The organism is Pseudomonas fluorescens (assembly GCF_002837185.1).
GTDB lineage: Bacteria > Pseudomonadota > Gammaproteobacteria > Pseudomonadales > Pseudomonadaceae > Aquipseudomonas > Aquipseudomonas fluorescens_AM.
Window position 1 is genome coordinate 170,806 of record NZ_KZ477985.1, and the last position, 22,046, is coordinate 192,851.

Annotated in this window: 23 protein-coding genes; 15 read left to right on the forward strand and 8 right to left on the reverse strand. The window is 60.6% G+C overall.

The window, feature by feature from the left end:
* Positions 1 to 31: 31 nt before the first annotated feature.
* The 6 genes from petA (at position 32) to CIB54_RS00880 (ending at position 4,725) form a co-directional block, all read left to right on the forward strand.
* Positions 32 to 625, forward strand: a complete 594-nt coding sequence (gene petA / locus CIB54_RS00855) for a ubiquinol-cytochrome c reductase iron-sulfur subunit (RefSeq protein WP_034095877.1) — start codon at positions 32 to 34, stop codon at positions 623 to 625.
* Positions 625 to 1,836, forward strand: a complete 1,212-nt coding sequence (locus CIB54_RS00860; RefSeq protein WP_003188526.1) for a cytochrome b — start codon at positions 625 to 627, stop codon at positions 1,834 to 1,836. Before petA ends, CIB54_RS00860 begins: the two co-directional genes overlap by 1 nt.
* Positions 1,836 to 2,615, forward strand: a complete 780-nt coding sequence (locus CIB54_RS00865) for a cytochrome c1 (protein WP_065951593.1) — start codon at positions 1,836 to 1,838, stop codon at positions 2,613 to 2,615. Before CIB54_RS00860 ends, CIB54_RS00865 begins: the two co-directional genes overlap by 1 nt.
* 147 nt (positions 2,616 to 2,762) lie before the next feature.
* Positions 2,763 to 3,380 (forward strand): glutathione S-transferase N-terminal domain-containing protein, encoded by a 618-nt coding sequence (locus tag CIB54_RS00870; RefSeq protein ID WP_010213164.1) that lies wholly within the window; start codon positions 2,763 to 2,765, stop codon positions 3,378 to 3,380.
* A 17-nt stretch (positions 3,381 to 3,397) separates the two neighbouring features.
* Positions 3,398 to 3,817, forward strand: a complete 420-nt coding sequence (locus tag CIB54_RS00875; protein ID WP_065883679.1) for a ClpXP protease specificity-enhancing factor — start codon at positions 3,398 to 3,400, stop codon at positions 3,815 to 3,817.
* 158 nt (positions 3,818 to 3,975) lie between these two features.
* Entirely contained in the window at positions 3,976 to 4,725 is a 750-nt protein-coding gene (locus CIB54_RS00880; protein ID WP_065951594.1) for a FadR/GntR family transcriptional regulator, read from the forward strand.
* 24 nt (positions 4,726 to 4,749) lie between these two features.
* Here the strand turns inward: CIB54_RS00880 and CIB54_RS27235 are convergent, their stop codons facing one another.
* The gene (locus CIB54_RS27235) at positions 4,750 to 4,944 is read right to left on the reverse strand and encodes a hypothetical protein (protein WP_139111935.1); all 195 of its coding nucleotides are present in this window, start codon (positions 4,942 to 4,944) and stop codon (positions 4,750 to 4,752) included.
* A gap of 185 nt (positions 4,945 to 5,129) precedes the next feature.
* Positions 5,130 to 6,287: a phospholipase gene (locus CIB54_RS00890; protein WP_101218227.1), complete on the reverse strand. Its 1,158-nt coding sequence runs from the start codon at positions 6,285 to 6,287 to the stop codon at positions 5,130 to 5,132.
* Between the two features lie 235 nt (positions 6,288 to 6,522).
* Between CIB54_RS00890 and kdgD the strand changes: the two genes are divergently transcribed.
* The 5 genes from kdgD (at position 6,523) to CIB54_RS00915 (ending at position 13,154) form a co-directional block, all read left to right on the forward strand.
* Positions 6,523 to 7,434: a 5-dehydro-4-deoxyglucarate dehydratase gene (gene kdgD, locus CIB54_RS00895; protein WP_065951597.1), complete on the forward strand. Its 912-nt coding sequence runs from the start codon at positions 6,523 to 6,525 to the stop codon at positions 7,432 to 7,434.
* 54 nt (positions 7,435 to 7,488) lie between these two features.
* Positions 7,489 to 8,934 carry an aldehyde dehydrogenase family protein gene (locus CIB54_RS00900; RefSeq protein ID WP_101218228.1) on the forward strand — a complete coding sequence of 482 codons (1,446 nt, stop codon included), beginning with the start codon at positions 7,489 to 7,491 and terminating at the stop codon, positions 8,932 to 8,934.
* A 177-nt stretch (positions 8,935 to 9,111) separates the two neighbouring features.
* Positions 9,112 to 10,476 carry an MFS transporter gene (locus tag CIB54_RS00905; protein WP_101218229.1) on the forward strand — a complete coding sequence of 455 codons (1,365 nt, stop codon included), beginning with the start codon at positions 9,112 to 9,114 and terminating at the stop codon, positions 10,474 to 10,476.
* Between the two features lie 10 nt (positions 10,477 to 10,486).
* A complete protein-coding gene (gene garD / locus CIB54_RS00910; RefSeq protein ID WP_101218230.1) occupies positions 10,487 to 12,040 on the forward strand; it encodes a galactarate dehydratase in 1,554 nt (517 codons plus the stop codon).
* 172 nt (positions 12,041 to 12,212) lie between these two features.
* Complete coding sequence (locus CIB54_RS00915) at positions 12,213 to 13,154, forward strand: AEC family transporter (protein WP_065951601.1); 942 nt, start codon at positions 12,213 to 12,215, stop codon at positions 13,152 to 13,154.
* Positions 13,155 to 13,157: 3 nt separating this feature from the next.
* Here CIB54_RS00915 and CIB54_RS00920 read toward each other — a convergent pair whose 3' ends face one another.
* The 6 genes from CIB54_RS00920 to gatC all read right to left on the reverse strand — a co-directional run bounded on the left by CIB54_RS00920 (position 13,158) and on the right by gatC (position 18,385).
* The gene (locus tag CIB54_RS00920; protein ID WP_101218231.1) at positions 13,158 to 13,541 is read right to left on the reverse strand and encodes a carboxymuconolactone decarboxylase family protein; all 384 of its coding nucleotides are present in this window, start codon (positions 13,539 to 13,541) and stop codon (positions 13,158 to 13,160) included.
* A complete protein-coding gene (locus CIB54_RS00925) occupies positions 13,538 to 14,617 on the reverse strand; it encodes a calcium/sodium antiporter (RefSeq protein ID WP_101218232.1) in 1,080 nt (359 codons plus the stop codon). The genes CIB54_RS00920 and CIB54_RS00925 overlap by 4 nt, the downstream gene beginning before the upstream one ends.
* Before the next feature lie 26 nt (positions 14,618 to 14,643).
* The gene (locus CIB54_RS00930; protein ID WP_065951604.1) at positions 14,644 to 15,015 is read right to left on the reverse strand and encodes a septal ring lytic transglycosylase RlpA family protein; all 372 of its coding nucleotides are present in this window, start codon (positions 15,013 to 15,015) and stop codon (positions 14,644 to 14,646) included.
* Positions 15,016 to 15,173: 158 nt separating this feature from the next.
* Entirely contained in the window at positions 15,174 to 16,619 is a 1,446-nt protein-coding gene (gatB, locus tag CIB54_RS00935; protein WP_065951605.1) for an Asp-tRNA(Asn)/Glu-tRNA(Gln) amidotransferase subunit GatB, read from the reverse strand.
* Positions 16,620 to 16,629: 10 nt separating this feature from the next.
* A complete protein-coding gene (gatA, locus tag CIB54_RS00940; protein WP_101218233.1) occupies positions 16,630 to 18,081 on the reverse strand; it encodes an Asp-tRNA(Asn)/Glu-tRNA(Gln) amidotransferase subunit GatA in 1,452 nt (483 codons plus the stop codon).
* A 16-nt stretch (positions 18,082 to 18,097) separates the two neighbouring features.
* Positions 18,098 to 18,385: an Asp-tRNA(Asn)/Glu-tRNA(Gln) amidotransferase subunit GatC gene (gatC, locus tag CIB54_RS00945; protein ID WP_003188556.1), complete on the reverse strand. Its 288-nt coding sequence runs from the start codon at positions 18,383 to 18,385 to the stop codon at positions 18,098 to 18,100.
* A 210-nt stretch (positions 18,386 to 18,595) separates the two neighbouring features.
* Here gatC and mreB point away from each other — a divergent pair, with 210 nt between their 5' ends.
* The 4 genes from mreB to CIB54_RS00965 all read left to right on the forward strand — a co-directional run bounded on the left by mreB (position 18,596) and on the right by CIB54_RS00965 (position 22,002).
* Entirely contained in the window at positions 18,596 to 19,633 is a 1,038-nt protein-coding gene (gene mreB / locus CIB54_RS00950) for a rod shape-determining protein MreB (protein WP_002555108.1), read from the forward strand.
* Positions 19,634 to 19,772: 139 nt separating this feature from the next.
* Positions 19,773 to 20,867 (forward strand): rod shape-determining protein MreC, encoded by a 1,095-nt coding sequence (gene mreC / locus CIB54_RS00955; protein WP_083217996.1) that lies wholly within the window; start codon positions 19,773 to 19,775, stop codon positions 20,865 to 20,867.
* Positions 20,867 to 21,355: a rod shape-determining protein MreD gene (gene mreD, locus CIB54_RS00960; protein ID WP_043048570.1), complete on the forward strand. Its 489-nt coding sequence runs from the start codon at positions 20,867 to 20,869 to the stop codon at positions 21,353 to 21,355. Before mreC ends, mreD begins: the two co-directional genes overlap by 1 nt.
* Before the next feature lie 50 nt (positions 21,356 to 21,405).
* On the forward strand, positions 21,406 to 22,002 hold the full coding sequence (locus CIB54_RS00965) for a Maf family protein (protein ID WP_101218234.1): 597 nt from the start codon (positions 21,406 to 21,408) through the stop codon (positions 22,000 to 22,002).
* The last annotated feature ends 44 nt before the right edge of the window (positions 22,003 to 22,046 follow it).

The window sequence follows — 22,046 nt, forward strand, 5'->3', positions numbered from 1 at the left end:
ACAGGCCAAAAAGCTGATGGGAGAGGACTGAATGAGCAATGACGGCGTGAATGCAGGCCGGCGTCGCTTCTTGGTAGCAGCCACATCCGTGGTGGGTGCTGCAGGAGCGGTGGGGGCTGCGGTCCCGTTCGTGGGGTCATGGTTTCCCAGTGCCAAGGCGAAAGCCGCAGGTGCACCGGTGAAGGTGAATGTCAGCAAGATCGAGCCAGGGCAGCAGATGATTGCTGAATGGCGCGGCCAGCCGGTTTTCATTGTTCGTCGTACCGAGGAAATCCTGGGAAATCTCAAGAAGATTGAAGGCCAGTTGTCTGACCCCAAATCCGAGAAATCCGACCAACCCGCCTACGCCAAGAACGAAGCACGTTCGATCAAGCCGGAGATCCTGCTGCTGGTGGGTCTGTGTACCCACCTGGGTTGCTCGCCTACGTTTCGCCCGGAAGTCGCGCCCGTCGACTTGGGCAAGGACTGGGTGGGTGGTTACTTCTGCCCCTGCCATGGTTCCCATTACGACCTCGCCGGCCGTGTCTACAAGTCCCAGCCTGCACCCTTGAACCTGCCGGTTCCTCCGCACACCTACGAAACTGACGACCTTATTGTCATTGGCCTCGATAAGGAGAACGCGTGATGAGCAAGTTCATGGATTGGGTGGATGCGCGCTTCCCCGCCACCAAAATGTGGGAAGACCATCTCAGCAAATATTACGCGCCAAAAAACTTCAACTTCTTCTACTTCTTCGGCTCCCTGGCACTGCTGGTGCTGGTCAACCAGATCGTCACCGGTGTCTGGTTGACGATGAGCTATACGCCTTCGGCGGAAGAGGCGTTCGCTTCCGTTGAATACATCATGCGCGACGTCGAGTACGGCTCGATCCTGCGCCTGCTGCACTCCACCGGCGCATCGGCGTTCTTCATCGTCGTCTACCTGCACATGTTCCGTGGCCTGCTCTATGGCTCGTACCAGAAGCCCCGCGAGCTGGTGTGGGTGTTCGGCATGCTGATCTACCTGGCGCTGATGGCCGAAGCCTTTATGGGCTACCTGTTGCCATGGGGCCAGATGTCGTACTGGGGCGCCCAGGTGATCATCTCGCTGTTCGGTGCCATCCCGGTCATCGGCAACGACCTGACCCAATGGATCCGTGGTGACTACCTGATCTCGGGTATCACCCTGAACCGCTTCTTTGCCTTACACGTCGTGGCCTTGCCGATCGTGATCCTGGGCCTGGTGGTATTGCACATCCTGGCGCTGCATGAAGTCGGCTCCAACAACCCGGATGGCGTGGATATCAAGAAGCATAAGGACGAGAACGGCATCCCGCTGGACGGCATTCCATTCCACCCTTACTACACCGTGAAAGACATTGTCGGCGTCGTCGTGTTCCTGTTCGTGTTCTGCTCGATCGTGTTCTTTTTCCCGGAGATGGGCGGTTATTTCCTGGAGAAGCCCAACTTCGAACAGGCCAACGCTTTTAAAACGCCCGAGCATATTGCCCCGGTCTGGTACTTCACGCCGTTCTACGCCATTTTGCGTGCGATCCCCGACAAACTCATGGGCGTCATCGCCATGGGCGCGGCGATTGCGGTGCTGTTCGTGCTGCCGTGGCTCGACCGAAGCCCGGTCAAGTCCATGCGCTACAAGGGCTGGCTGAGCAAGATCTGGCTGTGGGTGTTCTGCATTTCGTTCGTGATCCTGGGCGTGCTGGGCGTACTGGCGCCGACCCCTGAGCGCACGTTGCTGTCGCAGGTCTGCACCTTCCTGTACTTCGCCTACTTCATTCTGATGCCGTTCTACACCCGGCTCGAGAAGACCAAACCGGTTCCGGAAAGGGTGACTGGCTGATGAAAAAATTATTCGTTGCATTAGTGTTTGCGGCCCTGCCGCTCCTGTCTTTGGCCGCCGAGCATGGCGCGCAACTGGAAAAGGTCGACATCGACGTCTCCGATAAAGCCGCTTTGCAGGATGGTGCACGCACGTTCGCCAACTATTGCATGGGCTGCCACAGCGCCAAGTTCCAGCGCTACGAGCGGGTGGCCGACGACCTGGGCATCCCCCATGAGTTGATGCTGGAAAAACTGGTGTTCACCGGGGCCAAGATCGGCGACCACATGAACATCGGCATGAAGCCGGCGGACGCCAAGGCCTGGTTCGGTGCAGCCCCGCCCGACCTGACCCTGGTGGCGCGGGTGCGGGGCACCGACTGGCTCTACGGCTACCTCAAGTCCTTCTACGAAGACCCGGCCCGCCCCTGGGGCGTGAACAACAAAGTGTTCCCGAACGTCGGCATGCCTAACGTTCTGGTCGGCCTGCAGGGTCGCCAGGTGGTAGGATGCAAGCAGGTTCAGGTCGTTGAAGACGGCAAGAAGCAATATGATCCGTTGACCGGCACGCCGCTGACCCATGAGGCGTGCGATCAACTGACCATCGTGCCCAAGACCGGTACGCTGAACGACGAGCAGTTCGACGAGAAGGTCAAGAACCTGGTGACCTTCCTGGCCTATTCGGCCAACCCGGTCAAACTGCAGCACCAGCGCATCGGTACGTACGTCTTGCTGTACCTGGCTTTCTTCTTCGTATTCGCCTATCTGCTCAAACGCGAGTACTGGAAGGATGTGCATTGATCCAACCGTAAGCAATTGCTGTTAATCTTGCGCGCCCAGCGGCATCTCTGAACACGTAGCGCCGGTTTTACCGGACGTTACAGAGATGCTCTCTGGGCGCGCTCGTTTTTGAGCTTTCGATAATTTCAACAAGCGAGGAGGACCGCCATGGGCGTGACCAACCGGTTGGCCTGTTACTCCGACCCCGCCGACCACTATTCCCACCGAGTACGCATCGTGCTCGCAGAGAAGGGTGTCAGCGCCGAGATCATCAGTGTGGAGGCGGGCCGTCAGCCGCCGAAGCTGATCGAAGTGAACCCTTACGGCAGCTTGCCCACCCTGGTCGATCGTGACCTGGCGTTGTGGGAGTCAACCGTGGTGATGGAATACCTGGATGAGCGTTACCCGCATCCGCCTTTGCTGCCGGTGTACCCGGTGGCGCGTGCCAACAGCCGCCTGCTGATCCATCGGATCCAGCGTGACTGGTGCGGGCTGGTGGATGTGATTCTGGATACCCGCAGTAAAGAGGCCGCGCGCGTACAGGCGCGTAAGGAGTTGCGCGAGAGCCTGACCGGCGTTTCGCCGCTGTTCGCCGACAAACCTTTTTTCCTCAGTGAGGAACAAAGTTTGGTCGATTGCTGCCTATTACCCATACTCTGGCGCTTGCCGATTCTGGGCATTGAACTGCCACGGCCGGCCAAGCCGTTGCTTGATTACATGGAGCGCCAATTTGCGCGTGAGGCTTTCCAGGCGAGTCTGTCTGGTGTCGAACGCGATATGCGCTAAGGCTTAAGGAGCCGCTGATGAACTCCAGTCGACCTTATTTGGTCCGCGCGCTCTATGAGTGGATTGTGGACAACGATTGCACCCCGCACATGCTGGTCAACTCCGAATTTCCTGCGGTGCAGGTTCCGCAGGGTTTTGCCAGTGACGGACAGATTGTATTGAACGTATCGCCCAGTGCCGTGCGCCACCTGCACATGGACAATGAAGCGGTCAGTTTCGAAGGGCGCTTCGGCGGTGTGCCGCATACGCTGTTCGTGCCGATCGGCGCCATCCTCGGGATTTATGCCCGTGAGAACGGCCAGGGCATGGTGTTCGATCTGGAGTCGCCTTTCGAGGACGACGAAACGATCGAAGGACAAGGCGGCGATGATGTACCCCCACCGGATAACGAGCCGCCGCGCCCTACTGGCCGGCCGAGCTTGAAAGTGGTGAAGTAAGCGGCTGCCGCCTTCGGGCCAGCCTGAAAAATGCCTCGGCGGTTGCCGGGGCTTTTTTTTGCCTGCCGCACAGGCATGAAAGTCGCGACAGGAACGGTGATCGTACAACCGCCTTGGGCTATGATGCGTCTTCAGTTCACCGAGAAAGATGACTCATCATGGAAAACGCCAACGCCGTCCCCCGTCTTCCCCGCAAGCGTCGCAGCCTTGCCCAGGAATTGGTCACGGTGTTGTCCGAACAAATCCGCGACGGTCAGCTCAAGCGTGGCGACAAGCTGCCCACCGAATCGGCGATCATGGAGGCCCATGGCGTCAGCCGTACCGTGGTGCGCGAGGCGATTTCGCGCTTGCAGGCAGCGGGACAGGTGGAGACGCGGCACGGTATCGGTACGTTCGTATTGGACACGCCGAGCCCGAGTGGTTTTCGCATCGACCCGGCCACCGTGGTGACGCTGCGCGATGTGTTGGCGATTCTCGAATTGCGCATCAGCCTGGAAGTGGAGTCCGCAGGCCTGGCTGCCTTGCGCCGCAGTGACGAGCAACTGGCAGCCATGCGTGCCGCCCTCGATGCGCTGAATGAAAGCGCGGCCCATGCCGGTGATGCGGTGGCGTCAGACTTTGCATTCCACCTGGAAATTGCGCTGTCCACCGGTAACCGCTACTTCACCGACATCATGACCCACCTGGGCACCAGCATCATTCCGCGTACCCGCCTGAATTCGGCGCGCCTGGCCCATGACGACCAGCAGCATTACATGGGGCGCTTGAGCCGTGAGCATGAAGAGATTTATGAGGCGATCGCGCGTCAGGACTCGGACGCGGCGCGTGCGGCGATGCGCTTGCATTTGACCAACAGTCGGGAGAGGCTGCGCCATGCCCATGAGGAGGCGGAAGCGCAGCGGGGGTAATTCTGGTAACAGCGATTAACTCGTTCAGGCGAAGGTGAAGTCGATTTGCACAACGTCGCCCCCGATGATTACGAAGTTTTTGGCTACGACCTCCTGAGCCGGATCACCCTCAAGTTCAATGGTATCTCCGATGTTGGGCAGAAGGGCGACGTCAAAGTCATGAGTGGCAGCTTTGGATTTGTTGGAGCGGGATTTGAAGGTGCACTTTTTAGTAGCCATGATAAGCCTCATTAATTTCAGGATGAGTTGCGACCTCCGAGGTGACTGCATTGCTTGTTGCTGCTGAGAGAGCCCCGGCGGTCTAATGCAAACTAACGGCCGTTGGCTCACTGCGATACTGTCAGAATTAACAGTGTCGACGAACGGGCCCATGCATGCGATTGCATGCATGGGCTATGGTTATCTCAAGACTGCGGGTTATTCGGCTTGTAATCCTTGAGCAACAAATACGTACTCCATCCCCACCAATCATTCGTCCACCGCTTGTCGTTCAGGTCATTCACATCCTTACGGCGCAGTACCTTGTCCCCTTCCATCTTGAACAACGGCGAGAAGTTATTGGCCGGGTTCTGCACAGCGTTCAGATCCGGAACAGACAACGGCGCCTTGAAGCTGGCCGGGGAGGGCGCTACACCGCTGATGAACGTCTCGAAAATTTCATCCGCCGAAGCCTGCACCGCACGTTTGACCTGCGCCCGATTGTCCGCATCAATGGCGTCGAAATAGCGTTTATCCCCATACGCGTGCCACTGATCCCCCAAGGCATTGCGCACCTTGAGCCCGAATTTGCTGTCTTCGTCATGCATGAAGCGGCTAATCAGCGACCCCAGCTCTCCAGGCGTGACCACCGCCGCCAGTTGCTTGCGTGGGACGCGCAGGTGGCCGGCCGAAAACAGATCGGTGAGGAAGTGGTCGGCAAAGCCGTTCATGGCGTACGCCAATTCCAATGCCTGGTCGGTGCCGGTTTGATGAGCGACCACGGCCTGTTGCAGGGCCGCGGTATGACCGGCCAGGTAGGCGGACAATGCCCATTCGCCAAAATGGTCGGCATTGTCCGCCGCCAGTTTCAGGTAGCGCCCCAGTGGGATCAGCGCAGAAACGGCGCTGCCGCCACCGGTGATACGGTTCCACTCCTCGGACAACGTATCACCCAAGGCGTCATAGGCTTCATGGGGTTGCTTTCCTTCTTTGATCGCCTGATTCACCGCGTTGATCTCTTTTTGCATCACCGCCAGGATCTTGCCTGCTTCTTCCCGCGAAGCAGGCAGGACTGCCAGTGAATCAAAGGCTGCGATGAAGCGTTGCACGCGGTCGGGAGGGGAGGCGCCATCGCTGATCGGTTGGCCGGGAATTGCGTAGAAATCGCCACCCAGGGCAATCACTTGGCCATAGGTCAGCGCCAGCCCGTTGGGCAAATGCAGTTGTACCTCTCGGGCAGGGATGGATGCGGCATCCCTGGCAAAACGCAACAGCGTGTCGTCGCCTATGGCGGTATGTTCAGCGCCTTCGAAGCGCAGGGTCGGGGGCTTCTTTGTGGGTGCAGCGTATTCAAGTCCTGACATGTTAGCTCCTTGCTTATGTCGTAAGATTCTGGCTGAAAACTGTATATCCATACAGTTAAAAGGATCATAGGTCGGAAATTTCTTACGTCAAGAAACCTTTTGCAGCGGCGAGCTTGAGATGACTGCTGAGAATTGCAGTTGACGAATCTTTTTATAGTTGTACGATGACGTACGACATCATTTAAACCAACAACAACGCTTTCCTCAGAAAGTCTTCGCCCAGGGTGTTCGAATAATGAATCCACAAGAACTGAAGTCCATCCTCTCCCACGGTCTGCTGTCTTTCCCGGTGACCGATTTCACTGCCCAGGGTGATTTTCACCAGGCGGGCTATATCAAGCGCCTGGAATGGCTGGCGCCGTATGGCGCCACAGCGCTGTTCGCCGCAGGCGGCACCGGTGAGTTTTTCTCCCTGGCCGCCAGCGAATATTCCCAAGTGGTGAAGACCGCTGTTGATACCTGCGCCACCAGTGTGCCGATTCTGGCCGGTGTCGGGGGCGCGACCCGCCAGGCCATCGAGTACGCTCAAGAAGCCGAGCGCCTGGGCGCCAAAGGCCTGCTGCTGCTGCCGCACTACTTGACTGAAGCCAGCCAGGACGGCGTTGCCGCCCACGTTGAGGCGGTGTGCAAATCGGTCAAGATCGGCGTGGTGGTGTACAACCGCAATGTCTGCCGTCTGACCGCGCCGCTGCTGGAACGCCTGGCCGAGCGCTGCCCGAACCTGATCGGCTACAAGGATGGCCTGGGTGACATCGAGTTGATGGTGTCGATCCGCCGTCGTCTCGGCGATCGTTTCAGCTACCTCGGCGGCCTGCCGACTGCAGAGGTTTACGCCGCTGCCTACAAGGCCCTGGGCGTGCCGGTGTATTCCTCGGCGGTGTTCAACTTCATTCCGAAAACCGCGATGGATTTCTACCACGCGATTGCCAAGGATGATCAGGCCACCGTTTCCAGGATCATTGACGATTTCTTCCTGCCTTACCTGGACATCCGTAACCGCAAGGCCGGTTATGCCGTGAGCATCGTCAAGGCCGGTGCGAAAATCGCCGGCTACGACGCCGGCCCGGTGCGCACTCCGCTGACCGATCTGCTGCCGGAAGAATACGAAGCCCTGGCTGCGCTGATCGACAAGCAAGGCGCGCAATAACTTATCAACAAGGCCGCTGAGCAATCAGCGGCCTTTTGCGTCAGGAGAAGATTCGTGTCTCAAGCCAAGCGTTTTGACAACTACATCAACGGTGAATGGGTAACCGGCGCCGACTACTGCACCAATATCAACCCGTCGGATCTTTCCGATGTGATCGGCGAATACGCCAAGGCTGACGTCGCCCAAGTCAACGCCGCTATCGAAGCCGCCCGCGCGGCATTTCCGGCGTGGTCCACGTCCGGTATTCAGGCGCGCCACGACGCGCTGGATAAAGTCGGCAGCGAAATCCTTGCCCGTCGCGAAGAGCTTGGCACGCTGCTGGCCCGGGAAGAGGGCAAGACCCTGCCCGAAGCCATCGGCGAGGTCACGCGCGCCGGTAACATTTTCAAATTCTTCGCCGGTGAGTGCTTGCGCCTGTCTGGCGACTACGTGCCGTCGGTGCGCCCAGGCGTCAACGTTGAAGTCACCCGTGAAGCCCTCGGCGTGGTCGGCTTGATCACACCGTGGAACTTCCCGATCGCCATCCCGGCCTGGAAAATCGCCCCGGCCCTGGCCTATGGCAACTGCGTGGTGATCAAACCGGCCGAGTTGGTACCCGGTTGTGCCTGGGCCCTGGCCGACATCATTTCCCGCGCCGGTTTCCCGGCCGGTGTGTTCAACCTGGTGATGGGCAGCGGTCGCGTGGTGGGCGATGTGCTGGTCAACAGCCCGAAAGTCGATGGCATCAGCTTCACCGGTTCCGTCGGTGTGGGCCGTCAGATCGCCGTCAACTGCGTATCGCGCCAGGCCAAGGTGCAGTTGGAAATGGGCGGCAAGAACCCGCAGATCATTCTCGACGATGCCGACCTCAAGCAGGCCGTCGAGCTGTCGGTGCAGAGCGCGTTTTACTCGACCGGCCAGCGCTGCACCGCGTCCAGCCGCCTGATCGTCACTGCCGGCATCCATGACCAGTTCGTCGCAGCCATGGCCGAACGCATGAAGTCGATCAAGGTCGGCCATGCACTCAACAGCGGCACCGACATTGGCCCGGTGGTTTCCCAGGCTCAGTTGGACCAGGACATGAAGTACATCGACATCGGCCAGAACGAAGGCGCACGGCTGGTCAGCGGCGGCGCTCTGGTGACCTGCGACACCGAGGGCTACTACTTGGCGCCGACGCTGTTTACCGACAGCGAAGCGGCCATGCGCATCAGCCGTGAAGAGATTTTCGGCCCGGTGGCCAACGTGGTGCGTGTAGCCGACTACGAGGCGGCGCTGGCCATGGCCAACGACACCGAGTTCGGTCTCTCGGCGGGTATCGCCACCACTTCCCTGAAGTATGCCAACCACTTCAAGCGCCATTCCCAGGCCGGGATGGTCATGGTCAACTTGCCGACCGCCGGGGTGGACTACCACGTTCCGTTCGGTGGCCGTAAGGGTTCGTCCTACGGTTCGCGTGAGCAGGGTCGCTATGCACAAGAGTTCTACACCGTAGTAAAGACTAGCTATATCGGGTCGTAGCCCCCGTTTCACTGGAGGAGCGAGCTTGCTCGCGAAGAACGTCAACGCTTACGCGGGCATTCAGGATGCCCGCGGTGCCTGTGAGTTTTTCGCGAGCGAGCTCGCTCCTACAGGGGTGGCACCCAGTAAGACATAACCATTACCCGCAAAAAAAATAATTAGTGGGAGTACTTCTACATGCAAGCGACCAAGCCGACTCACGTCCGCTATTTGATCCTGCTCATGCTGTTTCTGGTGACCACGATCAACTACGCCGACCGTGCAACTATCGCCATCGCCGGTTCCAGCCTGCAAAAAGACCTCGGCATCGACGCGGTCACCCTCGGCTACATCTTCTCTGCATTCGGTTGGGCCTACGTAGCCGGGCAAATCCCTGGTGGTTGGCTGCTCGACCGGTTCGGCTCGAAAAAAGTCTATGCCCTGAGCATCTTTACCTGGTCACTGTTCACCGTGCTGCAAGGCTACGTCGGTGAGTTCGGTGTCTCGACCGCCGTGGTTGCACTGTTCATGCTGCGCTTTATGGTGGGCCTGGCCGAAGCGCCATCCTTCCCCGGTAACGCACGGATTGTGGCGGCCTGGTTCCCTACGGCCGAGCGCGGTACGGCGTCGGCGATCTTCAACTCGGCGCAGTACTTCGCCACGGTGTTGTTCGCGCCGCTGATGGGCTGGATCGTTTATCGCTTCGGCTGGCAGCACGTGTTTATCGTGATGGGCGTGATTGGCATCGTGTTCTCCCTGATCTGGCTGAAAGTTATCCACAGCCCGCGCCAGCACCCGATGATCAACGAAGCGGAGCTCAATCACATTGCCGCCAATGGCGCCATGGTGGATATGGACCAGGACAAGGGCAAGGGTAAGAAAACCGATGGACCGAAGTGGGATTACATCCGCCAGTTGCTGACCAACCGCATGATGCTTGGCGTGTACCTGGGTCAATACTGCATCAACGGCATCACGTACTTCTTCCTGACCTGGTTCCCTGTGTACCTGGTGCAGGACCGTGGCATGACCATCCTCAAGGCCGGTTTCATTGCCTCGCTGCCGGCGATCTGCGGCTTTATCGGCGGCGTGCTGGGCGGGGTGATTTCCGATTATCTGCTGCGCAAGGGCCATTCCCTGACCTTCGCCCGCAAGGCGCCGATCATTGCGGGCCTGCTGGTGTCCAGCAGTATCATTGCGTGTAACTACGTCGACGTTGAATGGATGGTGGTGGGCTTCATGGCGCTGGCCTTCTTCGGCAAGGGCGTTGGCGCACTGGGCTGGGCGGTGGTGTCCGACACCTCACCGAAACAAATCGCCGGCCTCAGTGGTGGCTTGTTCAATACCTTCGGTAACCTGGCCTCCATCACCACCCCGATTGTCATCGGCTACATCATCAGCACCACCGGCTCATTCAAATGGGCCCTGGTGTTCGTCGGCGCCAACGCGCTGGTGGCGGTATTCAGCTACCTGGTGATCGTCGGCCCGATCAAGCGTGTGGTGCTCAAGGAACCGCCAAGCAAAGGCCCTGAGCTGACCCACCTTTCCCAAGCGCATTCCTGAGGTTCGTGTGATGCAGTTGATTGAACATGCCGACTCGCCGCGCTCGATTCGTTTGCACGAGCGCGACAATGTGGTGATCGTGGTGAACGACCAGGGCGTACCGGCCGGGACCGAATTCCCGGACGGCCTGGTCACTGTGGATTTCATCCCTCAAAGCCACAAAGTGACCCTGGAAGATATCCCCGAAGGCGGCCGGATCATTCGCTACGGCCAGACGATCGGCTATGCCCTGGCGCCGATCCCGCGTGGCAGCTGGGTGCAGGAAGACCAGTTGCGCATGCCCACCGCGCCGCCGCTGGACAGCCTCCCGCTGTCCACCGACGTACCCGAAACGCAGGCGCCGCTGGAGGGGTTCACCTTCGAGGGCTATCGCAACGCTGACGGCACCGTGGGCACGCGCAATATCCTGGGTATCACCACTACGGTGCAGTGCGTGACCGGCGTGCTGGATCATGCGGTCAAGCGCATCAAGGATCAATTGCTGCCCAAGTACCCGCACGTCGATGATGTGGTGGCGCTGACGCATAGCTACGGCTGCGGCGTGGCGATCACGGCCACGGATGCCTACATCCCGATCCGTACCGTGCGCAACCTGGCGCGCAACCCGAACCTGGGCGGCGAAGCCCTGGTGATCAGCCTGGGCTGCGAGAAATTGCAGGCCGGGCAAGTGATGCACGACAACGACAGCTCCGTCGACCTGAGCGAGCCCTGGCTGTACCGGTTGCAGGATTCCAGCCACGGCTTTACCGAAATGATCGAGCAGATCATGGCGCTGGCCGAAGTCCGCTTGAAAAAACTCGACCAGCGCCGCCGTGAAACGGTACCCGCGTCCGAGCTGATCCTGGGCATGCAATGCGGCGGCAGTGACGCGTTTTCCGGTATCACCGCCAATCCGGCGCTGGGTTATGCATCCGATTTGTTGCTGCGCGCTGGCGCGACGGTGATGTTTTCCGAAGTGACGGAAGTGCGCGACGCCATTTACCTGCTGACTTCACGGGCGCAAAGTCAGGAAGTGGCCCAGGAGCTGGTCAGGGAAATGGACTGGTACGACCGTTACCTGGCCAAAGGCGAGGCGGATCGCAGCGCCAATACCACGCCGGGTAACAAGAAGGGCGGGCTGTCGAATATCGTCGAGAAGTCCTTGGGCTCCATCGTCAAGTCCGGCAGCAGCGCGATCAACGGCGTGCTCGGCCCAGGCGAGCGCTTCAAAACCAAGGGCCTGATTTTTTGCGCAACCCCGGCCAGTGACTTCGTATGCGGCACCTTGCAACTGGCGGCGGGGATGAACCTGCATGTCTTCACCACCGGGCGCGGCACGCCTTATGGGTTGGCGATGGCGCCAGTGGTAAAGGTCTCGACGCGTACTGAGTTGGCGCAACGCTGGCCGGACCTGATCGATATCGACGCCGGGCGCATCGCCACCGGGCGCGCGAGTATCGAGGAACTGGGTTGGGAGCTGTTTCACTTCTACCTGGACGTGGCCAGCGGCAGGAAGCAGACGTGGGCGGAGCGGCACAAGCTGCATAACGACATTACGTTGTTCAACCCGGCGCCGATTACCTGAGACTGAGTTGCCTGCAATCGGAGGTAAGCCCCCTTCCACAGTCGACCGCATTTCAACGTGAGAACTCGGTCAAGTGTGGGAGGGGGCTTGCCCCCGATAGCGGTAGACCAGACGACACGGCCTCCATGGCTTATCATTAGCCATCTAATGACGCCCCAAGGTTCTCCCCGGCATGCTGGCAATCTTCCTCACCACCCTGACCATCACCGCGCCGGTGTTCGCCATGCTGTTTCTGGGTGTGCTGCTCAAGCGCATCAACTGGATCAACGACAACTTTATCCACACCGCCTCATCCCTGGTGTTCAACGTCACCATGCCGGCGCTGCTGTTCCTGGGCATCCTGCATGCCGACCTGCATTCGGCGCTCAAGCCGGGTTTGCTGATTTACTTCGCCGTGGCCACGTTGGTGAGCTTTGCCATGGCGTGGGGCTGGGCGATTTTTCGCTGCAAGCGCGAAGACCGGGGCATCTACACCCAGGGCGCGTTTCGCGGCAATAACGGCGTGATCGGCCTGGCGCTGGCTGCCAGCATGTACGGCGACTATGGGATTTCCCTCGGTGCGATTCTCGCGGCGTTGGTGATCCTGTTCTACAACACCCTGTCGACCATTGTGCTGGCGGTATACAGCCCGGTGATCAAGTCCGACCCGTGGAGTATCTTCAAGAGTGTGGTGGCCAACCCGCTGATCATCAGCGTGATCGTTGCCGCGCCGTTTGCGTACTTCCAGATCGGCCTGCCCGGCTGGCTGGAAAAATCCCTGGGCTACCTCGCGGACACGACACTGCCCCTGGCGCTGATCTGCATAGGCGGCACCTTGTCCCTCGCGGCGCTGCGCAAGAGCGGCAACATGGCCTTGAGCGCGAGCCTGATGAAGATGGTGTGGTTGCCGGTGATCGCCACACTGGGCGCGTGGCTGCTGGGTTTCCGTGGGCCGGAGCTGGGGATTCTGTTTCTGTACTTCGGCGCGCCGACGGCGGCGGCGAGCTTCGTGATGGCCAGGGCGGCCGAGGGGAATCATGAACTGGCGGCGGCGATTATCGTGATCACCACCCTGATGGCGGCGGTGACCACGAACATCGGCATCTTTGTGTTGCAGGCGGGCGGCTGGATCTGACCGTTACCGCTGATCCGCCTGGTACGCCTCAATCACTTCCTGCGCCGCACGAAACGCATCGATTGCCGCCGGTACGCCGGCATACACCGCGCAATGCAGCAGTGCTTCGCGAATCTCTTCAACCGTACAGCCATTGTTCAACGCGCCGCGCACATGGCCCTTGAGTTCCTGCGGGCATTTGAGCGCGGTCAGGGCGGCGAGGGTAATCAGGCTGCGCGTCTTGAGCGGCAAGCCCTCGCGATTCCACACACTGCCCCAGGCGTGTTCATTGACGAAGTCCTGCAGCGGCTGGCTGAACTCGGTGGCATTACCCAGGGCGCGGTCGACGAATACATCGCCCATGACCTGGCGACGCACTTCAACCCCTGGCTTTTTCTGAGCGCTCATTGCGATTCCCTCTTGTGTTGACGGTGCCAGGCGCGCAGCGACGTGAACAACAGCACCACCACTAACGCCGGCAGGACGTAAAACAGCATCAATTGTTCAAGCTTGGTCGCCAGGGGCATGCCGGTAGTAAATGCCATTACATGCAGGCCATACGCGAGGTACAGCCCCAGCAACACCAGCCCTTCGGCGCGGGTGACGCGGTAGCCGGTATAGAACACCGGCAGGCACAGGGTGATGGCGCCGAGCATGACCGGCAGGTCGAAGTCCAGGGCGTTGGGCGACACCGACAGCGGCGACGGCGCCACCAGGGCGGTAAAACCCAGCACGCCCAGCAGGTTGAACAGGTTGCTGCCGATCACATTGCCCACGGCAATCTCCCGCTCGCCACGCAAGGCGGCGATCAGCGACGTGGCCAGGCAGGGCAGCGAGGTGCCGACGCCGATCAATGTCAGGCCGATAATGCGCTCCGACAAGCCCAGGTCGCTCGCCACCTCCACGGCCGCCCCCAGCAGCAAGTGCCCGGCCAGCACCAGCACGAGCAACCCGCCAAGCATTAACAGCACGCTGCTCAGCCAGGGCGCCCTGGTCACGGTGGCCAGCGATCGCGGACGCCGTGAGTGGCGCGTCTGGTAGTGCAGTACGCCGAGGTAGGCCACCAGCGCAACCAGCAGCACCAGGCCGTCAAGCGGCGTCAGTGCCTCATTGGCGGCGAGGATGAGCACCAGCAGGCCGGCGACGATCATCACCGGGATATCCAGGCGCACCAGTTGTCGCGACACCCGTAACGGAATGATCAACGCCGACAAGCCCAGGGTGACGAGGATATTGAAGATGCTGCTGCCGATCACGCTGCCTACGGCGATATCGGTGTTGCCGGCCAGGGTGGCTTGCAGGCTGACGGCCATCTGTGGCGCGCTGCTGCCGAAGGCGACGATGCTCAGGCCGATGATCAAGGGGCGCACCTTGAGGCTGGCAGCCAGGCGCACCGCAGCCCGCACCAGGATTTCAGCGCCGACGATAAGCAGCAGCAAGCCGCTGACCAGTTGGAGCAGGCTCCAGGGCGAGAGGGCGTTCAATCCGAAAATACTCAAGGCGGCCTCGATCAGTTGTTCAGGGCTTGCACGCGCACCCGTGCGGTGCCGCTGCCCAGCATACGCAGTTGCTCGGCGGCCTTGCGTGAAAGGTCGATCAGGCGGCCGCGGCTATGCGGGCCGCGATCATTGATACGTACCACCACAGAGCGGTTGTTGGCGAGATTGGTCACCTTGACCTGGGTGCCGAAGGGCAGGCGCCGATGGGCGGCGGTCATGGCGTTCTGGTTGAAGGCTTCGCCGCTGGCAGTTCGTTGGCCATGGTGCTTGGCGCCGTAGTAGGAGGCGGTGCCGGTTTCGTCATAGCCTTTGGGGTCGATGAGGCCGCTGGCGCAACCGCTCAGCAGGGAAGACAGGGCCAGCAGGCCGAGTAGACGCTTCATTTCAAATGTCCCCAATCACAAATGTGGGAGGGGGCTTGCCCCCGATAGCGGTGCAGCAGTCAATGCATGTGCCGACTGACACACCCTCATCGGGGGCAAGCCCCCTCCCACATTGGTCCGAGCCGAGCATCAAAGCCTACTCGGACCGTTTTCTACCATCAGCCTTCGAGCTTGCTTTTGAGCAGTTCGTTGACTTGTTGCGGGTTGGCCTTGCCTTTGGATGCTTTCATCGCCTGGCCGACGAAGAAGCCGAACATCTTGCCGCGCTTGGCGTCGTCCGCCGCACGATATTGTTCGACCTGTTCGGCATTCGCCGCGAGCATTTCATCGAGCACGGCCGAAATTGCGCCGCTGTCGGTCACTTGCTTGAGGCCACGCTTGTCGATGATTTCATCGGCGCTGCCTTCACCGGCGGCCATCGCTTCGAACACGGTCTTGGCGATCTTGCCGGAGATGGTGTTGTCCTTGATGCGCAGCAGCATGCCGCCCAGTTGCTCGGCGCTGACCGGAGCTTCGTCGATTTCCAGGCCTTGCTTGTTCAACAGGCTGCCCAGTTCGACCATGACCCAGTTGGCCGCCAGCTTGGCGTCGCCGGCAATGCCCACGACTTTCTCGAAGTAGTTGGCTTGCTCGCGGCTGGAGGCCAGCACGCTGGCGTCGTAGACCGACAGGCCGAACTGCGCCTGGAAGCGCTCGCGTTTTTGCTGCGGCAGCTCCGGCAGGGTGGCGCGGATATCGTTGAGGAACGAATCTTCCAGCACCACCGGCAACAGGTCCGGGTCGGGGAAGTAACGGTAGTCGTTGGCTTCCTCTTTGCTGCGCATGGCGCGGGTTTCGTCTTTGTTCGGATCGTACAGGCGCGTTTGCTGGATGACCTTGCCGCCGTCCTCGATCAGCTCGATCTGGCGACGCACTTCGCTGTTGATCGCCTTCTCGATGAAGCGGAACGAGTTGACGTTCTTGATCTCGCAACGGGTGCCGTATTCGGTCTGGCCCTTGGGACGGATCGACACGTTGCAGTCGCAGCGCAGCGAGCCTTCGGCCATGTTGCCGTCGCAGATGCCCAGGTAGCGCACCAGCGCGTGGATCGTCTTGACGTAGGCCACGGCTTCCTTGGCGCTGCGCATGTCCGGTTCGGAGACGATTTCCAGCAACGGCGTGCCGGCACGGTTCAGGTCGATACCGGTGGCGCCGGGAAATTCTTCATGCAGACTCTTGCCGGCGTCTTCTTCAAGGTGCGCACGGGTGACGCCGACACGCTTGATGGTGCCGTCTTCCAGGGGAATGTCCAGGTGGCCCTTGCCGACGATCGGCAGCTCCATCTGGCTGATCTGGTAGCCCTTGGGCAGGTCCGGGTAAAAGTAGTTCTTGCGCGCGAACACGTTGTGCTGGCCGATCTCGGCGTCAATCGCCAGGCCGAACATCACCGCCATGCGCACCGCTTCCTGGTTCAGCACCGGCAGCACGCCGGGCATGCCCAGGTCTACGAGGCTGGCCTGGGTGTTGGGCCCTGCGCCGAACGTGGTGGCGCTGCCGGAGAAAATCTTCGATTGGGTGGCGAGCTGGGTATGAATCTCCAGCCCGATCACAACTTCCCATTGCATAGTGTTCTCCTCAGAAGCCGGTAGGGGTGCGAGTGTGCCAGTCGGTGTGCAACTGGTACTGGTGCGCCACATTGAGCAGGCGGCCTTCCTGGAAATACGGGGCGAGCAATTGCACGCCGACCGGCAGGCCATCGACGAAACCGGCGGGCATGGACAAGCCCGGCAAGCCCGCGAGGTTGGCGGTGATGGTGTAGAGGTCTTCCAGGTACTCGGCGATCGGGTCGCCGGTCTTGGCGCCGATCTTCCACGCCGGGTTCGGCGTGGTCGGGCCGAGGATCACGTCGACTTCTTCAAAGGCAGCCATGAAGTCGTTCTTGATCAGGCGACGGATCTTCTGCGCCTTGAGGTAGTACGCGTCGTAGTAGCCGGCGGACAGCGCATAGGCACCGACCATGATCCGGCGTTGCACTTCGGCGCCGAAGCCTTCGCCACGGGAGCGTTTGTACAGATCGGTGAGGTCTTTCGGGTTTTCGCAGCGATAGCCAAAGCGTACACCGTCGAAACGCGACAGGTTCGAAGACGCCTCTGCCGGCGCGATCACGTAGTAGGCGGGAATCGCGTGCTGGTTGTTCGGCAGGCTGACTTCCTTGATCACCGCGCCAAGCTTCTCCAGCTCTTTGATGCTGTTGTGCACCAGATCAGCGATACGCGGGTCGAGGCCGGCGCTGAAATACTCTTTTGGCACGCCGATGCGCAGACCCTTGATCGAGTCATTCAGGCTGGCGCTGTAGTCCGGGACCGGCTCATCGATGCTGGTGGAGTCCTGTTTATCGAAGCCTGCCATGCCTTGTAACAATATTGCGCAGTCTTCGGCAGTACGTGCCAGAGGGCCACCCTGATCGAGACTCGAAGCGTAGGCGATCATGCCCCAGCGGGAAACGCGACCGTAGGTCGGCTTCAGGCCGGTGAGGTTGGTGAAGGCTGCCGGCTGGCGGATCGAACCACCGGTGTCGGTTGCCGTCGCGGCGGGCAGGAAGCGTGCGGCCACGGCCGCAGCCGAACCACCGGAGGAACCGCCGGGTACGTGAGCCAGGTTCCACGGGTTTTTCACTGCGCCGTAGTAGCTCGACTCGTTGGCCGAACCCATGGCGAACTCGTCCATGTTGGTCTTGCCCAGGGTCACGGCCCCGGCGGCGGCCAGCTTGGCGACCACGGTAGCGTCGTAGGGCGCCTTGAAGTTGTCGAGCATCTTCGAGCCGCAACTGGTGCGAATGCCCTGGGTGCAGAACAGGTCCTTGTGGGCGATCGGGGCGCCCAGCAGTGCGCCGTCTTCACCGTTGGCGCGCCGCTCGTCGGCGGCCCTGGCCTGGCTCAGGGCCAGCTCCTGGGTGAGGCTGATGAAGCTGTTGACCTTGGGGTCCAGCTCGGCAATGCGCGCCAGCAGGGTCTTGGTCAGCTCTTCGGAAGAAAACGTTTTGTCGGCGAGACCGCGGGCGATCTCGGCCAGAGTCATGTGATGCATGAAAGGCTCTTTCCCTTTAGTCGATGACTTTCGGAACTAGGTACAGGCCGTTTTCGACCGCTGGCGCGATGGACTGGTAGGCCTCGCGGTTATTGCGCTCGGTCACGACGTCTGCGCGCAGGCGCTGACTGGCTTCCAGCGGGTGAGCCAGGGGCTCGATGCCGTCGGTATTGACGGCCTGCATTTGGTCAACCAGCCCGAGAATGCTGTTCAGGGCTGCGGTGGTCTGTGGAAGATCGGCGTCATTGAGGCCAAGCGAGGCCAGATGCGCGATTTTTTCCACGTCGGAGCGTTCAAGCGCCATGGGATTCTCCAGTGGAAAACAGAACGGAGGGCGTCCGTGTGTTAGATTGTCGGAACACTACCGCATTTCTACGGTCATAAGGCCGCGATTGTGGGGGTTGGTGCACAGAAAGTCGGCCAATTTAGCACATTGGCGCCTTGCCCAAAATCCCTGTCGTTGTTAGAGTTTGCCGCACTTTTTTACCCACGCGTTGCCTAGGGTCCCTTTCCCATGTTCAAGAAACTGCGTGGCATGTTTTCCAGCGATCTTTCCATTGACCTGGGCACTGCCAACACCCTTATTTACGTGCGCGAGCGCGGTATCGTTCTGAATGAGCCATCGGTTGTGGCCATTCGGACCCATGGTAATCAGAAAAGTGTCGTTGCCGTTGGCACCGAGGCCAAGCGCATGCTCGGCCGTACACCCGGCAATATTGCTGCCATTCGTCCGATGAAAGACGGCGTGATCGCCGACTTCAGTGTCTGCGAGAAGATGCTGCAGTACTTCATCAACAAGGTTCACGAAAACAGTTTTCTGCAGCCCAGCCCTCGTGTGCTGATCTGCGTCCCGTGCAAGTCCACCCAGGTGGAGCGTCGTGCCATCCGTGAATCGGCCCTTGGTGCCGGTGCCCGCGAAGTGTTCCTGATCGAAGAGCCGATGGCCGCCGCAATCGGCGCCGGCCTGCCGGTTGAAGAGGCCCGTGGTTCGATGGTGGTGGATATCGGTGGCGGTACCACCGAGATCGCCCTGATTTCCCTGAACGGTGTGGTGTATGCCGAATCCGTACGCGTTGGCGGCGACCGCTTCGACGAAGCGATCATCACGTATGTGCGTCGTAACTACGGCAGCCTGATCGGCGAATCCACCGCCGAGCGCATCAAGCAGGAAATCGGTACCGCCTACCCGGGCGGCGAAGTTCGCGAAGTCGATGTTCGCGGTCGCAACCTGGCCGAAGGTGTGCCACGTGCCTTCACGCTGAACTCCAATGAAGTGCTGGAAGCGCTGCAAGAGTCCCTGGCCACCATCGTCCAGGCGGTGAAGAGCGCCCTGGAGCAGTCGCCACCGGAACTGGCTTCCGATATTGCCGAGCGTGGCCTGGTATTGACCGGCGGTGGCGCCTTGCTGCGCGACCTCGACAAGTTGCTGGCCCAGGAAACCGGCCTGCCGGTGATCGTCGCCGAAGACCCGCTGACCTGCGTTGCCCGTGGCGGCGGTCGTGCACTGGAAATGATGGATAAACACACCATGGACCTGCTCTCCAGCGAATAAGATCGCCTGGACGGTTCATGCTGGGTCGGCAGGCAGCACTTTGCAGTGCTGCCTGTTGGCGTTTATCTTCTTCAATCTGCATCCAGGCCGGTTTGATGCCGTATGAATAAAGAGAACATTTGCCTGGGAGGAGCGGCCTATTAAACCGCTCTTTGCCAAAGGCCCCTCATTGGGCGTGCGCTTGTTGGTGCTGACCGTGCTTTCGGTCGCGCTGATGGTGGTCGATGCGCGCTTTTCGTTGCTCAAGCCTGTGCGTAGCCAGATGTCGCTGGTGTTGATGCAGACTTACTGGATCACCGACCTGCCGCAACGTCTCTACCAGGGCGTGGCCAGCCAATTCGGCAGCCGCACCGAGCTGGTCGCCGAGAACGAAAAACTCAAGACCGAAAACCTGCTGTTGCAGGGCCGCATGCAAAAGCTCGCAGCCCTCACCGAGCAGAACGTTCGGCTGCGCGAGTTGCTCAATTCTTCCGCGCTGGTCAATGAAAAGGTCGAAGTGGCCGAGTTGATCGGCATGGACCCCAATCCCTTTACCCATCGCATCATCATCAACAAGGGCGAGCGCGACGGCGTGGTGCTCGGCCAGCCGGTGCTCGATGCCCGTGGCCTGATGGGCCAGGTGGTCGAGCTGATGCCCTACACTTCGCGGGTCCTGCTGTTGACGGACACCACCCACAGCATCCCCGTGCAGGTCAATCGCAACGGCTTGCGGGCGATTGCCAGCGGCACCGGTAATCCGGAACGCCTGGAGTTGCGGCACGTGGCCGATACCGCTGACATCAAGGAGGGCGACCTGCTGGTCAGCTCCGGCCTGGGTCAGCGCTTCCCGGCCGGCTACCCGGTGGCGACGGTCAAGGAGGTCATCCATGACTCCGGCCAGCCGTTTGCCATTGTGCGTGCCGTCCCGACTGCCGCATTGAACCGCAGCCGCTACCTGCTATTGGTGTTCAGCGACAACCGCACGCCGGAAGAGCGCGCCAATGACGCGGCGCAGGCTCAGGAGGCGGAAGACAAGCAGAACGGCACCGCCCCCGTGATTCCCGCCACCGTGCCGAAACCGGCGTTCGTGGGGCCACCCGCGCCTGCGGCCGTACCCGCAACCGCAGCGCCTGTCGCCACACCGGCCAAGCCCGCAGCACACAGCGCCCGCCCGGCGAAACCGTCGGCGACCACCGCGCCTGCCGCGAGGCCCGCGACAACCGCCCCGGCCACGACGCGGCAGAGGGAGGAATAATGGCCAGCACTCATTCGCGCAATGGCTGGATTGTCTGGCTGACCTTTGCCATCGGCTTGCTGCTCAGCGTTTCACCGCTGCCGCAATTCATGGAAATCCTGCGCCCGCTGTGGCTGGCGCTGCTGTTGGCGTTCTGGTCGTTGAACCTGCCGCACAAAGTAGGCATGGTCACGGCGATGTGCCTGGGTTTGGCAGAGGACGTGCTCTATGGCACCTTGCTGGGCCAGAATGCACTGATCCTGACCCTGATTACCTTCCTGGTGCTGTCGTTGCAGCAGCGCTTGCGCATGTTCCCGATGTGGCAGCAGTGCCTGGTGATCCTGGTGATCTTCGGCCTGGCGCAGCTTGTTCAACTCTGGCTCAGTGCCTTGACCGGCAATCGCCAGCCCACCCTGGCGCTGGTGTTGCCGGCTCTGGTCAGCGCATTGCTGTGGCCCTGGATCAGTTTCGGCCTGCGTGGGTTACGTCGTCGCTATAAAATCAATTGATGGATTGCGAGGCTCTGCCTGGTTATCGAACCCTACAGGGAGAGTCTGCAATGAATGTGCTTTATCTGGCCTCGGGCTCCCCGCGGCGACGTGAATTGTTGACCCAGATCGGTGTGCCTTTCACCGTGGTCAGCGCCGCCATCGATGAAACGCCTCTCACACACGAAACCCCTGTGGCTTATGTCGAGCGCCTGGCGCGAAGCAAGGCCGCGGCGGGTTTGGCTGCGCTCGAGCAAACCCCAGGCATCTGCGTATTGGGTGCCGATACGGCGGTTGTCGTCGATGGCAAGATTCTTGGCAAACCGGTGGACCAGGCCGATGCGCTGGCGATGTTGATGGCCCTGGCAGGGCGTGAGCATGAAGTCCTCACGGCCATTGCCCTGACCGACGGCCAACGCTGTGAAACCCGGTGTGTCAGCAGCCGTGTAATTTTTCGCGACATTTGTGCCCAAGAGGCGACGGCCTACTGGCACAGCGGCGAACCCCAGGACAAGGCCGGCGGCTATGCTATCCAGGGGCTTGGCTCGGTGTTCGTGACCGGACTCAATGGCAGCTATTCCGCCGTGGTCGGCCTGCCGGTGTGCGAAACCGCGCAACTGCTGGGCCAATTCGGCATACCCTGTTGGCAAAACCTTACCGCGCGCTGAGCGCCTTTACTTTCGCGCCAAGCCATAAGCGATCGGTCACTATT

Bases quoted from the DNA above. Each gene is read 5' to 3' on its own strand.
- petA (WP_034095877.1), top strand. From the start codon at position 32: ATGAGCAATGACGGCGTGAATGCAGGCCGGCGTCGCTTCTTGGTAGCA.
- CIB54_RS00860 (WP_003188526.1), top strand. From the start codon at position 625: ATGAGCAAGTTCATGGATTGGGTGGATGCGCGCTTCCCCGCCACCAAA.
- CIB54_RS00865 (WP_065951593.1), top strand. From the start codon at position 1,836: ATGAAAAAATTATTCGTTGCATTAGTGTTTGCGGCCCTGCCGCTCCTG.
- CIB54_RS00870 (WP_010213164.1), top strand. From the start codon at position 2,763: ATGGGCGTGACCAACCGGTTGGCCTGTTACTCCGACCCCGCCGACCAC.
- CIB54_RS00875 (WP_065883679.1), top strand. From the start codon at position 3,398: ATGAACTCCAGTCGACCTTATTTGGTCCGCGCGCTCTATGAGTGGATT.
- CIB54_RS00880 (WP_065951594.1), top strand. From the start codon at position 3,976: ATGGAAAACGCCAACGCCGTCCCCCGTCTTCCCCGCAAGCGTCGCAGC.
- CIB54_RS27235 (WP_139111935.1), bottom strand. From the start codon at position 4,944: ATGGCTACTAAAAAGTGCACCTTCAAATCCCGCTCCAACAAATCCAAA.
- CIB54_RS00890 (WP_101218227.1), bottom strand. From the start codon at position 6,287: ATGTCAGGACTTGAATACGCTGCACCCACAAAGAAGCCCCCGACCCTG.
- kdgD (WP_065951597.1), top strand. From the start codon at position 6,523: ATGAATCCACAAGAACTGAAGTCCATCCTCTCCCACGGTCTGCTGTCT.
- CIB54_RS00905 (WP_101218229.1), top strand. From the start codon at position 9,112: ATGCAAGCGACCAAGCCGACTCACGTCCGCTATTTGATCCTGCTCATG.
- garD (WP_101218230.1), top strand. From the start codon at position 10,487: ATGCAGTTGATTGAACATGCCGACTCGCCGCGCTCGATTCGTTTGCAC.
- CIB54_RS00915 (WP_065951601.1), top strand. From the start codon at position 12,213: ATGCTGGCAATCTTCCTCACCACCCTGACCATCACCGCGCCGGTGTTC.
- CIB54_RS00920 (WP_101218231.1), bottom strand. From the start codon at position 13,541: ATGAGCGCTCAGAAAAAGCCAGGGGTTGAAGTGCGTCGCCAGGTCATG.
- CIB54_RS00930 (WP_065951604.1), bottom strand. From the start codon at position 15,015: ATGAAGCGTCTACTCGGCCTGCTGGCCCTGTCTTCCCTGCTGAGCGGT.
- gatB (WP_065951605.1), bottom strand. From the start codon at position 16,619: ATGCAATGGGAAGTTGTGATCGGGCTGGAGATTCATACCCAGCTCGCC.
- gatA (WP_101218233.1), bottom strand. From the start codon at position 18,081: ATGCATCACATGACTCTGGCCGAGATCGCCCGCGGTCTCGCCGACAAA.
- gatC (WP_003188556.1), bottom strand. From the start codon at position 18,385: ATGGCGCTTGAACGCTCCGACGTGGAAAAAATCGCGCATCTGGCCTCG.
- mreB (WP_002555108.1), top strand. From the start codon at position 18,596: ATGTTCAAGAAACTGCGTGGCATGTTTTCCAGCGATCTTTCCATTGAC.
- mreD (WP_043048570.1), top strand. From the start codon at position 20,867: ATGGCCAGCACTCATTCGCGCAATGGCTGGATTGTCTGGCTGACCTTT.
- CIB54_RS00965 (WP_101218234.1), top strand. From the start codon at position 21,406: ATGAATGTGCTTTATCTGGCCTCGGGCTCCCCGCGGCGACGTGAATTG.